This is a genomic window from Corallococcus macrosporus, from assembly GCF_017302985.1.
Classification (GTDB): domain Bacteria; phylum Myxococcota; class Myxococcia; order Myxococcales; family Myxococcaceae; genus Corallococcus; species Corallococcus macrosporus_A.
Genome location: NZ_JAFIMU010000013.1, coordinates 96,912 through 111,538, shown reverse-complemented (window position 1 = coordinate 111,538; position 14,627 = coordinate 96,912). Strand labels below are relative to the sequence as shown.

Annotated in this window: 8 protein-coding genes; 4 read left to right on the top strand and 4 right to left on the bottom strand. The window is 69.6% G+C overall.

Going from position 1 to position 14,627, the window contains the following annotated elements:
• Positions 1–248 precede the first annotated feature (248 nt).
• The gene (locus JYK02_RS34715; protein WP_207057218.1) at positions 249–2,195 is read left to right on the top strand and encodes a peptidoglycan-binding protein; all 1,947 of its coding nucleotides are present in this window, start codon (positions 249–251) and stop codon (positions 2,193–2,195) included.
• 499 nt (positions 2,196–2,694) lie between these two features.
• Here JYK02_RS34715 and JYK02_RS34710 read toward each other — a convergent pair whose 3' ends face one another.
• The 3 genes from JYK02_RS34710 to hrpA form a co-directional block, all read right to left on the bottom strand.
• A complete protein-coding gene (locus JYK02_RS34710) occupies positions 2,695–5,847 on the bottom strand; it encodes a peptidoglycan-binding protein (protein WP_347402652.1) in 3,153 nt (1,050 codons plus the stop codon).
• Positions 5,848–6,465: 618 nt separating this feature from the next.
• Positions 6,466–7,011, bottom strand: a complete 546-nt coding sequence (locus JYK02_RS34705; protein WP_242589549.1) for a DUF488 domain-containing protein — start codon at positions 7,009–7,011, stop codon at positions 6,466–6,468.
• Positions 7,012–7,024: 13 nt separating this feature from the next.
• Positions 7,025–10,738 (bottom strand): ATP-dependent RNA helicase HrpA, encoded by a 3,714-nt coding sequence (gene hrpA, locus JYK02_RS34700; RefSeq protein ID WP_207057216.1) that lies wholly within the window; start codon positions 10,736–10,738, stop codon positions 7,025–7,027.
• Between the two features lie 163 nt (positions 10,739–10,901).
• On the opposite strand from hrpA, the gene JYK02_RS34695 reads away from it, so the two are divergent.
• Positions 10,902–12,203, top strand: coding sequence for a trypsin-like serine peptidase (locus JYK02_RS34695; protein ID WP_207057215.1), 1,302 nt, complete (start codon positions 10,902–10,904; stop codon positions 12,201–12,203).
• Positions 12,204–12,274: 71 nt separating this feature from the next.
• Here the strand turns inward: JYK02_RS34695 and JYK02_RS34690 are convergent, their stop codons facing one another.
• On the bottom strand, positions 12,275–13,162 hold the full coding sequence (locus JYK02_RS34690) for a LysR family transcriptional regulator (RefSeq protein ID WP_207057214.1): 888 nt from the start codon (positions 13,160–13,162) through the stop codon (positions 12,275–12,277).
• A gap of 70 nt (positions 13,163–13,232) precedes the next feature.
• On the opposite strand from JYK02_RS34690, the gene JYK02_RS34685 reads away from it, so the two are divergent.
• Both JYK02_RS34685 and JYK02_RS34680 read left to right on the top strand, forming a co-directional pair.
• Positions 13,233–13,922 carry a DUF2306 domain-containing protein gene (locus JYK02_RS34685; protein ID WP_207057213.1) on the top strand — a complete coding sequence of 230 codons (690 nt, stop codon included), beginning with the start codon at positions 13,233–13,235 and terminating at the stop codon, positions 13,920–13,922.
• Positions 13,923–14,064: 142 nt separating this feature from the next.
• Positions 14,065–14,502 carry a hypothetical protein gene (locus tag JYK02_RS34680; RefSeq protein ID WP_207057212.1) on the top strand — a complete coding sequence of 146 codons (438 nt, stop codon included), beginning with the start codon at positions 14,065–14,067 and terminating at the stop codon, positions 14,500–14,502.
• Positions 14,503–14,627: the final 125 nt, after the last annotated feature.

Sequence of the window (14,627 nt, the reverse complement as noted above, 5' to 3'; positions counted from 1 at the left end):
TCCGACGGAAGTCATGCAGCAATACAAGGGAGGGGACTGCAGTGACCTATAGGATCGCGAACTCGCTCGACCAGCTGCGAAACGAATTGAACCGGTGTGCGCCCTCACGCGGAAAATCATGTGATGGCTGGATTGGCGATGCTGCCCATGCAGCTCGCGAGAGTGACCACAACCCCTGGGTGAAGGATGGTGCCACGGGGATCGTCACCGCGTGTGACTTCACACACGATCCCGCGGGCGGAGCGAACATGGACCACTTCGTGGCGCAACTGGTCGAGCGCCGCGATCCCCGCATCAAGTACATCATCTGGAACGAGAAGATCTGGCGCTCCTATGCCAGGCGTGGCGTGTCCGCATGGGCCCCGCAGCGCTACACAGGGGAGAACCGCCACACGAAGCACGCTCACGTCTCCGTGAGTGAGAAGAAGGCACTGTACGATTTGACCACGTCCTGGGGCATCACGCGGCTGTCGAAGATCGAGGGCACCCAGAGCGTTGCCCTCCCGCTTCAGCCACAGCCCTCGTCGACTGCGCGGCCGGCCACGGCGCATACATTCGAGGCGTATCGCGAGGGCATGACCCTGGGCGCGCGAACGCTGAAGGAGGGGCTCGCGGGCAACGATGTCAAATGGCTCCAGGCGAAGCTGGGGGTCCGCGCTGATGGTCTCTTCGGGCCCGTCACGGATGATTCCGTCCACGAGTGGCAACGCACACATGGCTTGGTGGCGGACGGGCTCGTGGGACCCCTGACCTGGAAGGCGCTCCTGAGCGGTCAGTCACGGTTCGCGAGCAGCCCCCCGAGTCAGGATCCCAAGACTCGCCCGCTGCAACAGATCACGCCGCCGGATGTCGCGGCTCCGGTGGGGCGCGCGGTCGCGGGCAGGGACTTCACCAAGAACGGCCGTCACTTTCCCAGCCGTGATGGATACCCGCTCTTTGCCCAGGGATACAACAGCGCCACGAGGAAGAACGAAACCTGGAGCGCCATCGTCATCGCGAGCAAGAGTGAGAAGAGTGTCGCCCAGATTGGCTGCGCCATGACCGCGGTCACCATGGCGGTCAGTGGCATCACCGGGCAAATGTATACACCGGACGACATGGCCCACTTCATGCTCAAGAACCATGGCTTCAACTCAGGTGGAAGCATCGTCGACTGGGACAAGTTGGGCCGGATCGCGAATCCAGAGGTGGACCTCAAGCGTCTGACGGGTTTCAAGGCCCCGGAGATAGACCGCGAACTGGCCGCGGGACGGCCCGTGGTGGTCCATGTGGACTATTACACTCGAAGCGGTGGAAAGAACCCTGGCAGGTACGATGGCGAAGGAGATCACTGGATCCTCATCACCAGCCGAACCTCGGCCAATTGCTACCAGGCCAGCGATCCCGCCGGTGGCAAGTTCCTCACGTTGCATGCGATGAAGGATGGCCGGCTGGAAGGCGACGGCCTCACCAAACACGGCACCCGCTACCGCACCGTCGGCAACGCCGTCACGTTCAGCCGGGGCCCGGCCCGAGGGAGGGTCGTCCCGGCGACGGTCGCGGCCGCCGTGGCAGTCGCGGCCGCCGTGGGGCGCGCGGCCGGGCAGTTCAAGCCCAAGGTCAAGGCTTCAGTCGCCCGGCAGCCCGCATCCCCCCTGGTCCGCCCTGCCACGTCCAAGGTCGCCCTGCCTTCGTTCCAGGGGGCGGACCGCGCGGGGACTGTCCGGGCCATCCGGGAGGAGTGCCTCCGCCAGGGAGTAAGGCTTCCGACCCAGATTGCCTATGTGCTCGCCACGGTGGAGCACGAGACGGGCGACACCTTCAAGCCCATCGAAGAGGCCAGCTACATGACCACGAAGGAGGCCGCCGCGTACCTTCGGGGCAAGAAATACCATCCCTATCACGGGCGCGGATACGTGCAGTTGACGTGGAAGCGCAACTACCAGAAGTACAGTGACCTCCTCGGCCTGGACCTGGTCCGTCACCCGGAACTGCTCCTGCAGCCCAATGTGTCGCTCTTTATCCTGGTGCATGGGATGAAGACGGGGGCTTTCACCTCGAAGAAGCTGTCGGACTACCTCACGGCGTCCCACGCCAACCTGCACGACGCCTTCCGCCGTGCACGCGCCATCATCAATGGCACGGACAGGGCGTCCGCCATCGCGGATCACGCCATGGTCTGGATGAAGTCCAATGAGCTCAAGAGAGTGGCGTAGGGCACCACGCCTGTTCACCGAGGCCTGGAGAGCACCTCGCGCATGTCCGTCGGCGCGCGACCGAGCAGCGTCCGCAGGGTGGAATTGGCCGTCGTGAAGTCACCCGTGCGGCTCGCTCGATAGCGCCCCGAAGGCATCTTCACCGCAGGCACGGAACCGACGAGGGGAAGGAGTTCGTGCGTGTCGTGGAGGTTCGCGAGTACGAGCGCCGCCGTGTGCTCGGGGCCGCGGAGGGGCAGGCGCCCGGAGGAGGTTGGGGAGAACGACAGCGCACCTGGGGTGCGTCGTCGTTCCTTGGATGGGAGCCTCGCCGGTGACAGCGATTCATGGCAGGAATCATGTCGAAGAGGTGGATTCGCCGGCCGGGCTCGCGTCCAGGGAGGACGCCCCCCGTCCTCGGCTGACGTCAGGGGCCCTCTTCCTGCGAGCGCTGTTTGCCCTGCAACGTCGCAGGGCGCGCGGCGGTGAGCGGCCGCGCGCCCGTGCTCGCGGGACGCGCTCAGGGCGTCCGGTGCTGCTTCGCCCACGCGGCGACTTCCGGCGTGCGCGTCTCCACCCACTGGCGGAACTCGTCCTCCGGGGACAGCTGCCCCTGGCTCGCGCCCGCGGAGGGCGGATGGCCGAAGAACCGGGTGTGGACCTCGGCCGCGAGCGTGCCGACCTCCACGCCGTGGGCCTTCGCCAGCCGCTCCAGGAATGCCGGGTAGTCCGCGCCCTTCATCCCCATGGCGTTGGCGCCCTGGCTCAGGCTGTCGAAGTGCAGGGGGGCCCGCGCGAGCTCCGGGTGGTCGGTGATGAACCGCTGCACCTGCTCCGGCGACATGCGTGCCTCCTGCCGCAGCCGCTTGTCGAGGAGGTCGGGGCCCAGGTCGATGAGGTTCTGCGCCAGCTTCGCGTCCATGCCGCTCTCGGTGAGCAGGCGCACCTGGGCGCCGCGCGTGGCGTACTGGTCCGGGTCCAGGTACTTCACCGTGAGCCCGCCCAGGAACAGCGCGGCGCCGATGAGCTGTCCGCCGGGGATCCACTCGGTCGCGGCGCCTCCTGCCATGAGGAGGGCGCCCAGCGCCTGGGCGCCGGATGCGCTCGCCTTCCAGTACTTGCCCTCCTGCACGGCCTGGAAGGTCTGGATGCCGTCGCCCACCGCGCCCAGCAGCGTGCCCACGCCGGACGCCTTGTCGAACACCTTGGAGAGGACCGGCGCCGCCTTGCCGAGCGCATCGAGGACGAACGTCGCGCCGTCCCCGCCGACGCTGAGCCCGTCGCCGACGATCTTCAGCTTCGCGGCGAAGTCCGCCTGGTTCCAGCCCGCGGCGTCCCCCACGGCCGCTGACGCGGTGACGAGGACGCCCAGCCCGCGCAGCGCCTGGCCCCGAGGGGAATCCGGGCTGCCCGGCAGTCCCGTCTCCTGCTCCTTCAGGAGGCCCCTGAGGGACTGGGTGATGCCCTGGACCTGCTCCTGCGTGGAGTCCGGCTTGATGCCGCGCAGCAGCTTGACGTACTGCTGCATGTCCTTCGGAGCCATCCCGAAGAGGTGGGCGTTCTTCGCGAGCCCGTTGAAGATGGCCTCGGCGCCTCCCTTCGACTTGAAGCCGGCCGCGAGGATGGCGCCTGAGCCCGCGCTCTTCACGAGCGCGACGGCGAGCTTCTCATCGAAGTCCTTGAGGTCCTTCAGCTTGCCGAGGGTGTCGAGGAACGTGGGGCGGTTCTCGCCCTGGGCGGTGAGCTGGGAGGCGAGGTACTCGGCGCCGGACTGCGTCGCCGCCATGCGCGGCAGCTCGCGGGCCAGCGCCACCACCTCCGGACCCTGCTTGCCCGAGGGCGGGCCATCCGGGGCCGCGCGGGCCAACAGCTTGCTGTATCGCTCGAACTCCGCGAGGTCATGCTTGCGCGCGGGGTCGTTCAGGTAGGTGGCGGTGAAGGCCTGCTGCTGCTCCGGGGTGAGGATCTTCGCCGGGCCGCTGAGCAGCTCCGTGAGCTGCTTCTGGTGCTCCTCCGCCTTGTCCGCGACCGCCGCGAACGGGGCTCGCAGCCCTTCGATGGCGCTCCACAGCGTCTGGTGGATGGCCTTGGCATCCAGGGCGCGGGTGGGCCCCTTGAAGCCGGGCGGGAGGGCCTCGCTCACGTTCAGCGCGCGCTCCATGTCGAACGCGAGGCGCGAGCCGATGCCCGTGTTGACGGCGGTCCGGATGGCGTGGCTCAGCGAGAGCTTGGCGAAGCCCGGAGGCGTGTCCCGCGTGAAGGCCCGGCCCACGAGGCCCGCGGTCGGCTCCCCCAGCCGCTCCGTGGCCCGCGCCAGGCTGAGGTACGTCTTCTGCTCGATGTCGGTCTCCGCCTTCGCCAGCTTGTCGAGCAGCGGCTGGTCACGCTGGAGGTCGGGGGCGCGCAGCGGCGGACGCGGGTGCAGCTGGCGGTCCGTCTCCGGTGACACGCCGGCGAAGAGCTGGCCCATCTTCGCGAGCGACGGCTCCGCGGCGCGGACGAACGCCTCCTGGTAGGCGGGATCCGGGTTGCTGGCGATGAGCTGCTCGAACTGCGCGGCCCCCTGTTCCAGGCTGTTCTGGAGCGTGCCCGCCAGGGCCTTCGCGTCCTGCTGCGCGCGCGTCTTGACGTCCGCGCCCGTCGCGCCCGCCCCGGTGACGTTGGCGACCCCCACGCCCATCGCGGGCAGCGTGAAGGGCTCCGGCTGGAACGGCGGGAAGCGCGCGGCGGCCTCGTCCAACAGGCGCGCGGTGGTGGTGCCCGCGCTGGCTCCCGCGCTGGCTCCGGCCTCCGCGGCCCCGGCGCCTCTCGAGGCCCCTTGAAGGGCGTTGAAGGACGGCTGGCCTCCGGTGGGGGAGAAGAAGACGCTGAGCTGCTGGCGCGTCATCGCCACCGGGCCCCCGGTGTGGAGCGGATCCGCGACGAGGTACTTCCCGTCCGGAGTCTTCGCGAGGATGGCGTTGAGGTGAGCGACGTCGCCCCGGCCCATGCGCTCGGGGAACTGCGAGCGCCAGGCCGCGTTGGTGGCGCCATTGGCGATGACGGGGTTGCCCGCCGCGAGCTGCTGATCCAGCGACTCCCAGCCCTGCCCGTAGCGAGACGTGAGGCCCGCACCCTTGATGCCGTCGGCCACCATGGTGCCGCCCGTGAACTCATGGTCCCGGTCCAGCAGCGGCACCCGCGTGCCGTCCGACGCGTTCACGAAGGTGAACTCCGACGTGCGGCGCGGGCACATCAGCGCGCGCGCATGGTCCACCTGCTGCTCCTTCGTGAGGCCCGGGGGCATGTGGCCCGTGTACGCCAGGGACATGGCGAGGCTGGCGGGGCCGCAGTTGGTGCTGCCGGACGGACCGTGCGGGTTGTACTCGGAGGTGAACTGGGTGATGAACGCGGCCTCGGCGGACATGGCGGGGCCTTGCGTCTTGCCGGCCGTCTGCGCGGAGCGCGCGAGCGACTTCGACAGCGCCTCGCGGGTGGCGGCCTCGTAGCGGCCATTCGCGGGGACGCCGTTGTCCTTCTGGAACTTCTGCAGCGCGGCCTCCGTCTGCGGACCGAACTGGCCCGGCCCGGTGGCGACCTGCTCGCGCGTGAGATAGCCCAGCTCCACCAGTGAGTCCTGGAGCTGCTTCACGTCCACGCCGGTGTCGCCGCGCTTGAGGTTCTTCTCCGGCACGGGCCGGGGCTCCGGCTCCGGCTCGGGAGGAAGCGGCGGCGGCGGGGGCGTCAGGCGCTCCCGGTGTGCCGGGGGCGCGTCCTCGAAGCGGGAGGCTGAATCCGGGCCTTGCGCACCGGGAGCGCCTTCCTCCCGGAGGACGTTGGCCTCGGAGCCCTCACGGGCCTCGGCCTTGCCATTTTCTGAGGAAGAGATTGTCTGGGTTGGATACGACGGACCATCGACTCGCATGACGTGCTGCCCCCCTCTGATACATCCGAGATTCTTCTCTTTGGATTGTCCGCGGGGGTGACGGGAAGTTGCCCCGCCGCACCTCTCGTGAAGACGACCCGGACCGGCGCTGGGGGTACGCAACCAGCGCGAATCGATTGCGGCGGGGCTCCTCGCGGGACGCCTCTCCCCTCAACAGGGCCCCCATGCCTCTTGTGCGTCTCGTCGGATTCTCCTGCGCATCAGAAGAGCGTGGGGCCCGGAGCGCGCTACGTCTTCACGGCGCTGCACCGGGACGAAGCGGACTTTGAGAAGGACAAGACGTCGAGTTGGCAGCAGGGGACCGAGATCGCCATCAATCAGTTCGTGGAGCACGTGCTGGCGATGAAAGAGTCCGGGACGACTTGCCTACGTCGCCGGGTACAGCACCTCTCGCCCCCGTACCACCGCGAAGGCCGTGAGCCGGTGCGGCTCCGTGCGGGTGGGGCTCGTGATGTGCGTCACCAGGACGCCCCTCGCCCAGAGCGCATCCGCCACCAGCGAGCGATGGCAGCGCCAGCGCAGCGCCTCCGCGCACATCACGGCCACCGGCCCCCGCAGTGCCACCCCGCGCAGCGACTCCAGCCCCTGCGCGAAGTCCTTCGTCAGCATGTAGTCCGCGTAGCCGCGAAAGCTCAGGTTGCGCCAGGCCGCGTTGGGCGAGTCCTTGCGCGGACGCCGCAGCCCGCCGAGCGCTGCCAGGTGCAGGTGCTCGACGCCCACCTGGGCCAGCGTCTTTCCCAGCACGTCCACGTTGAACTGCGGGTTCTTGCGGGAGCGCGGCACCGTGCGGATGTCCACCAGCGTCCGCACGCCGTTCGCCCACAGCATCTCCACCAGCTCCTCGATGGGGCGCGTGGAGTGGCCCAGCGCGAACACCTGGACGCCGCTCCACCCCCTCGCTCGCCTGGGCATCTCCATCATCGTTCTAACGAAGCGCCGCGAGGGCCGCGCTGACCTTCGCCGCCGTCACCGACACGGGCGTCGTCACCTCCGGAGCAAAGATGGCTACGCGGAGCTCCTCGAAGGTCCACCGCAGCTCCTGCGCCGCGTCCTGGTCACGCACGCTGGCTCGCCTGGCGAGGAAGGACTCCCACAGGGGCGTGAAGGGGGCGGCCTTCGCTGCGTCCTTGGCGGGGTTCGCCACCGCGCGCGCCAGCCGTGCCTGGGCCGCACGGAGGTAGCGCGAGTAGTTCAGCAGGCGCGTGAGGGGAATCCACTCGATGAGCTTCGCGGGGAACAGGTGCCCGAGCTGCGCGCGGATGTCCCTCACGGCCGCCGCGCCGCTCGGCCCCTTGGAGGCGGCCTTGAGCGCGGCGAGCGTCTCGGCGAGATCCCCGGAAGTGGCGACGACGACGTTCGCCCAGTCCCGGGCCGCCTGCTCGATGCGCGGGGAGCCCTCTCGGAGCAGCGTCTCGAAGGCTGCCTTCGTGCGGGGCAGCGGCGCACCCGGTGCGAGCTTGAACGCATCATCGACGCTGCGGGCGAGGACGAGCGCCTTGAAGGCGTCCGCCTGGCCGCGCGCGGGCGGCGCGCCGTCCAGGGAAGGGAAGGGCATCGGCATGCGCGCGGCGCTGACGGCCACGTGTCCGCGCGCGGCGAGCATCAGGAGCCGGCGGATTCCCGTGCGCGAGGCCGCTTCGGCGGCGGCGGCGGTCTCCAGCAGCACCAGGTCCACGGTCGCGCCCCGGTCGACGAGCGCGGGATAGCTGCGGACCTCGAGCCCGCCGACCCGCCGGGTGACCACGGCCGGCAGCTCGCCGAAGGTCCAGGCGGTCAGCCCCTTGCGCTCCCAGTCCGAGGTCGGTGCCACGCTGCGCAGCGCCGCCCGTGCATGTCCCCCGTGCTGCTCGAGCAGCGCGTCGGCGTCGCGGCTGCGCGCGATCTCCTTGCCCCGCTCGTCGAGCACCCGGAGCGTGGTGCGCAGGTACGGCGGCACGGCATCCGCGCGGAACGACTCCTCGGGCAGGTCCAGGCCGCACAGCCGGGACACCGCACGCGTGAGCGCTGGAATCATCGGCCCGCGGAAGGGCGTGAGTTCCTTCTCGAGACGGTCGACCAGCTCCGGCACCGGCCCCAGCTGCTTGCGCTGGGCGCGGGGGACCTGCTCGAGCAGGGCGGTGAGCTTCTCCCGCTGCCACCCGGGGATGGTCCAGTCGAGCTCACCCGGGACCAGCTGGGCGAGCAGCAGCAGCGGCACGCTCACGGTGATGCCGTCGTCCTCGGCCGAGGGGTCGAAGGTGTACGTCACCGGCACGGACGCGCCATGCAGCGAGATGGCATCCGGGTAGTGCGCCGGGGACAGGCCCGGGTCGTGCGAGAGGGCATCCTCCATGGAGAGGACGAGCACGTCGGGGTCGTCCGCCTCGGCCTTGCGGCGCCAGACCTCGAAGGCCGCTCCGTCCGTCACGTCCTCCGGGACGCGGTGGTCGAAGAACGTCAGCAGCGCCTCGCTGTCGAGCAGCTCGCTGCGCCGGGCCTTGTCCCGAAGGCGCGCCACGCGCTCGAGCACCTGGCGGTTCTTCTCCTGGAACGCCCCCCGGGTGCGGTACTCGCCGCGCACCAGGGCATGCTCGAGGAACATCAGCCGTGCCTCGGTGGGGTCCGTGTTGGCCAGCGGCACGGGGCGCTCCTTGAAGACCTGGAGCCCGAACAGGGTCGCGTTCTCCTTCACGATGGCGCGCGCGGACTTCTCCGACCAGTGCGGATCGGAGTAGCTGCGCTTGAGCAGGTGGGGGGCCGCCGACGCGAGCCACTCCGGGTCGAGCTTCGCCACGGTGCGCGCGAACAGTTGGGACGTCTCCACGAGCTCGAAGGCCATCACCCAGGCAGGCGGCTTCTTCGCGAGCGCCGACGAGGGGTGCACCATGAAGCGCGTCTGCTTCGCGCCCGTGAAGAAGCGCTGCTCCGGATTCCACTGGCCGATGCGGGACAGCAGCCCCGTGAGGAGCGCCTGGTGCAGCACGTCTCCACGTGCCGGCGCACCCCGGCCCTTGCGCGGCAGGCGCAGCTCGCGGACGGTCTCCTCGAGCTGGCGCTGGACGTCGCGCCACTCACGCACGCGCAGGAAGGACAGGAAGTTGTCCCGGCACACGCGCCGCAGATGGGACGTGCCCCGGCCCTCGGCCTCGCGCACGAAGGCCCACAGCTTGAGCAGCCCCGCGAAGTCCGAGTGCTCGTCACGGAAGCGCGCGTGCGACTCGTCCGCCTTCTGCGCGAGCTCCCGTGGCCGCTCGCGCGGGTCCTGAAGGTTGAGCGCCGCGGCGACGACGAGCACCTCCTCCAGGCACCCGTACTCGGCGCCGGCGAGGATCATCCGAGCGATGCGCGGGTCCACCGGGAAGCGCGCGAGCTGGTGCCCGAGCTGCGTCAAGGTGCGCTCCTTGCCCTCGATGGCCCCCAGCTCCTCGAGCACCCGCCAGCCCTCGGCGATGGCCTTCGGCTGGGGCGGGTCGAGGAAGGGGAAGTCCTCGACGTCACCGAGGCCGAGGGACTTCATGCGCAGGATGACCCCCGCGAGCCCGGTGCGCTTGATCTCCGGGTCGGTGAAGGCGGGCCGCGAGGTGAAGCCCTCCTCGTCGTAGAGGCGCACGCAGATGCCCTCGCGCACGCGGCCGCAGCGCCCCTTGCGCTGGTCGGCGCTGGCCTGCGAGACCGGCTCGATGTGCAGGCGCGTGGTGCCCGAGCGCGGGTCGTAGCGCGACAGGCGCGCCACCCCCGTGTCCACGACGTACACGATGCCGGGGATGGTGACCGACGTCTCCGCGACGTTGGTGGCGAGGATGACGCGGCGCTGGGGGATGGTGGCGAAGACGCGCGACTGCTCCGCGGCGGACAGGCGCGCATACAGCGGCTGCACCACCGTGCCGCGCAGCTCGCGCGCGTTCAGGGCGTTCTCGGCCTCGCGGATCTCCCGCTCTCCGGGGAGGAACACGAGGACGTCCCCGTCCGGGTCGAGCGAGATGACGTTCGCCACCGAATCGGCGACGGCGTCCGCGAGCTCGGCGTCCTCGGGGGGCGGCTCGTAGAGCACGTCCACCGGGAAGGTCCGGCCCTCCACCTGGATGACCGGAGCCCCGCCGAAGAACTGGGAGAAGCGCTCGGTCTCGATGGTGGCCGAGCTCACCACCACCTTGAGGTCGGGGCGCCTGGGGAGGATGCGCTTGAGCCACCCGAGCAGGAAGTCGATGGTGAGGCTGCGCTCGTGGGCCTCGTCGAGCACGATGGTGTCGTAGCGGCTCAGCAGCGGATCGCTGTGGATCTGCGCGAGCAGGACGCCGTCGGTCATGAACTTCACGGCCGTCCGCTTGGACGAGCGATCCTCGAAGCGGATCTGATAGCCGACGTCCGTGCCCAGCTCCGTGCCGAGCTCGCGAGCCACGCGCGCCGCCACGCTCGTCGCGGCGATCCGCCGGGGCTGGGTGACGCCAATCTGGCGCGGGCGGCCGCGCCCCATGGCGAGCAGGACCTTCGGAAGCTGCGTCGTCTTCCCAGAGCCGGTGGCCCCCGCGACGATGACCACCTGATGGGCGGAGATGGCGGCGGTGATGTCCTCCACCCGGCTCGAGATGGGGAGCTCGGGGGGGAAGCGCAGGGTGGGCACGCCGCCGGGGGTCGTAGGGGAGGGTGAGTCGCCGGACATGGTCCCATGGACTAGCACTGATGCGTGCGCTTCGCCCCTAGTGCGCGCCGGGGCGTCCACGCCCAGGAGTCAGAGAAAGCGTTGAAGTCTCGTTAAGTGAACGTTGCGGAGAGTGCGTGGTTGGCGCGAGCATGCGGTCCTCACCCTCAAGGAGTGTTCGCCCATGCGAAGCCCCCGGACTTCCAGCCGTAGGACGCTGCTCGGAACGCTGCTGTGTACCCTGTCCCTCGTGGCCTGTGGTCCGGCCCCGGAGGCCGAGCCCACCGACACCACTCCCCTGGGCACGGAAAAGCAGCCCGTCGTCTACGGGACCGACAACCGCACGGACGTGTACGCGCACGCGAACGCCACGCTGCGCGCCCGTGCTCAGCAGTCCACCGTCGCGCTGATGAACCCTTCGGACTTCAACGCGACCAACATCAACAACGTCACCTTCAACGCCTCCACGCTGCGCTCCGCGTACAACCTCTGCACCTCCGAGCGCTTCCTGGACGACCCGACTCCGGCCTTCTGCTCCGGCACGCTCATCGACGATGACCTGGTGCTCACGGCGGGCCACTGCATCACCAGCGCGTCGGCCTGCACCAGCACGCGCTTCGTCTTCAACTTCTACCGCACCGCCGCCGGCACCCTGCAGACGGTGACGACCGCGGACATCTTCTCCTGCAAGGAGATCGTCGCGCGCCAGCAGGGCACGGTGGGCGGCCGCAACCTGGACTTCGCCGTCGTCCGGCTGGACCGGCCGGCCACCCCGCGCTTCACGCCCGCCCCCATTCGCGCGGGCAATGCCGCGCTGCCCGTGGGCACCAACGTGACGGTCATCGGCTCGGGCAGCGGCATCCCCTTCAAGATCGATTCGGGCGGCTCGGTGCGTGACGCGCGCGCGGGCACGCTGGACTACTTCGTGGGCACCACGGACACGTTCGGCGGCAACTCGGGCTCGGGCGTGTATGAGAACAACGGCTACACGGTGGCCGGCATCCTGGTGCGCGGCGAAACCGACTACAAGGCCAGCGGGAGCTGCAACGTCGTCAACACCTGCACGGAGACGGGCTGCCGCGGCGAGGACATCACCTACGTCCGGCCGGCCATCGACGAGTACTGCGGCGTGGCGACCAGCACGCGCCTGTGCGCGGGCTACCCGCCGCCCCCGACGCCGGTGACGTTCACCTTCACTGCCACCAACACCAACAGCGCCAACCAGAACACCGTCAACCGGAACGTCACCCTGGCCGCCGGGCAGACCCTCAAGTTCGGCACCTGCTCGGTGGCGGGCGCCTCCGGCACGGGTGACACGTACCTGCGCCTGTACAACGGCTCCACCCAGGTGGCCTTCAACGACGACGCCTGCGGCACGCTGTCCTTCGCGAGCTTCAAGGCCACGACGGCGGGCACGTACCAGATCCGCGCCGGCTGCTACAACACCGGGAGCTGCAGCGGCACGGTGGCGTACACCGTCCAGTAGTCCCTGAAGGATCGAAGCGGGCGGTGGCGTCCGTCACCGCCCGCGCCGGGCTCCACAGGCGCCGCCGTCACTCACCTCCCGAGTTCGGTCGCGAGCAGATCGAACACCCGCCGGATGCGCTTGCTGGTGTTCAGCTCGCGGTGGGTCGTCAGCCAGATGGGAAGGAGCAACGGGGTGAGGCTGGGGAGGGCCCGCCGGACCCGCGGCTCGGTGTCGCCCACGCGCTCGGGAGCGACGCCCACGCCGATGCCCCGCTTGACCATCTCCCAGTGCACGAGGTGGTTCCCCGTCAGCACCGGGAAGTTCCGTTGCGTCAGGCTCAAGCCCAGCCCGTTCAGCCCGTGGAGCATGGCGTCCGTTCCGCCAAGCCCGATGAAGTCGGCGCGGCTCAGTGCCTTCGGCGTCCGTGGGTTGCCGATGCTCGCAAGGTAGCCGGTCGCGGCATACAGCCGCATCGGGTCGTCCCTGAGCCTCGTGGCGATGAGGTCGGGCTGGGTGGGGCGGAAGTTCCGGAGGGCGATGTCCGCCTCCCGCCTGCGCAGATCGACCGCGGTGTTGGTTGCGACAAGCTCGATTTCGACGCCCGGCGCTTCACGCCGGAGCTTCTCCACGATGGGTGGCAGCAGGAACGCCGAGTAGATCTCGTTGGCCGAGATGCGGACCAGCCCGGTGATGCTCTGCGACTGTCCGCCGGCCACGAGCGAGACGCGTCCCGCGGCGTCGCCCATGGCTCGAACGTGGTCGAGCAGCTCGCGCCCGCTCGGCGTCAGAGAGAGGCTCCGTCCCACACGCTCGAACAGGACCACGCCCAGCTCGTCCTCGAGCGCGCTCACCTGACGCCCGAGTGTCGGCTGCGCCATTCCGAGCGCACGCGCCGCCGCCGTGAGCGAGCCCTCCTCCGCGGTGACCAGAAAAGCCCGCGCTCGATTCCAGTCGAACTTGACCGACCGCCAATCCATGCATTTGTGCATATCAGTAGAAGGAACTCAGTCAATTACGACAGGGGCACAGAGGGCTATCTGTTCGCCCATGACCTCTACCCCCAAGGCCGAGCGGCTCGTGTCCGCTGCGCTGGTCGCGCTCTCGCTCGTACCCATCCTGGCCGGCGCCGGCCGTCTGACCGAGCTGGCGGGCGGCGCTGAGCTCACGCCGCACAATGCGCGGTTCTTCGCATCGCCCCTGCCGGTGGTGCTGCACGTCCTCTGCGCCAGCGTGTATTGCGTGCTGGGTGCCTTCCAGTTCGCCCCGGACTTCCGCCGTCGGCGGCCCGGCTGGCACCGCGTCGCCGGGCGGCTCCTGGTCGCGTGCGGCCTCGTGGCCGGGCTCTCGGGCTTGTGGATGACGCTGTTCTATCCGCGCGCCGAAGGTGACGGTGAGCTCCTCGACGGCCTGCGGCTCCTGTTCGGCTCGGCGATGGTCCTGTCCCTTGTCCTGGGGCTGACCGCGCTCCGGCGGCGGGACGTTGTGGGCCACCGGGCCTGGATGATTCGAGGCTACGCTGTCGGTGTGGGCGCGGGCACGCAGGTGCTGGTCACCGTGCCCTGGTTCCTCATCGCCGGAACGCCCGGCGAGCTCGCCAGGGCGCTGCTGCTGGGCGCCGGCTGGGTCATCAACCTCGCCGTCGCCGAGCGGGTCATTCGTCTCCAACCCCCAGGAGGGACAAGCCCATGGCCATCGAGACACTCTCCTCGAAGGAGGTCTACCGGAACCGCTGGATGACCGTGCGCGAGGACGTCATCCGCATCTGGAGTTCTCCAGGGAACCTGGGAGGACCCTGGTGAATCCCGCCGAATAGGCGATGGAGTCGACCTTGGACTTGTCGTTACCAGCTGCACACCGCGCGATGCCGTACTATCGGCGCATGACGACGCAGCGCACGCTCACGGACCTGATGGCGGAAGTGCATCGCCGCGCCCACGAATGGGCATCGCCGCAGGACCTCGGCGTCGAACGCCCTACGGTCACGGCCGCCTGGCTGACGAGCGACGATCCGGTCGCGATGCTGCTCCTGCTCGCGGCGGTTCATCCCCGACGCGAAGAGGCGATGTGCATCGAGCTGGCGACCCGGATGTCGTTCTTCGAGCCCATGCGGTACGAAGCACACCTGATGAGTCGCCGCCGCAGCGGCATGAACTTCAATGGTCGGTCTCCGTTCTACTTCATCGCGCTCTACCAGCGGATGCGCAGTGCCCTGCAGCCGTTCGACGACACCGAGCGGTCGCAGCTCGGGCCCAAGCTCGCCGAGGCGATCCGTGGCGTCGTCCCCGATCCGTTCACGCTCGCCAGCCCCGCCATCTAGGGCCCGGTAGCAGGCGGGCTCGTCCCGCTTGGGTTTTCCGCATGACTTTCCTGGTCCCCGGCTCCTGGACTGGAGGGGGAGGGTCATGGCCCCCTTTCAGGACCTAACGGGGGCGACATGCGGTG

Coding starts and splice junctions, on each gene's coding strand:
- JYK02_RS34705 (WP_242589549.1), bottom strand. CDS start 7,011: ATGCCCAGGCGAGCGAGGGGGTGGAGCGGCGTCCAGGTGTTCGCGCTG.
- JYK02_RS34680 (WP_207057212.1), top strand. CDS start 14,065: ATGACGACGCAGCGCACGCTCACGGACCTGATGGCGGAAGTGCATCGC.
- hrpA (WP_207057216.1), bottom strand. CDS start 10,738: ATGTCCGGCGACTCACCCTCCCCTACGACCCCCGGCGGCGTGCCCACC.
- JYK02_RS34695 (WP_207057215.1), top strand. CDS start 10,902: ATGCGAAGCCCCCGGACTTCCAGCCGTAGGACGCTGCTCGGAACGCTG.
- JYK02_RS34690 (WP_207057214.1), bottom strand. CDS start 13,162: ATGGATTGGCGGTCGGTCAAGTTCGACTGGAATCGAGCGCGGGCTTTT.
- JYK02_RS34685 (WP_207057213.1), top strand. CDS start 13,233: ATGACCTCTACCCCCAAGGCCGAGCGGCTCGTGTCCGCTGCGCTGGTC.
- JYK02_RS34715 (WP_207057218.1), top strand. CDS start 249: ATGGACCACTTCGTGGCGCAACTGGTCGAGCGCCGCGATCCCCGCATC.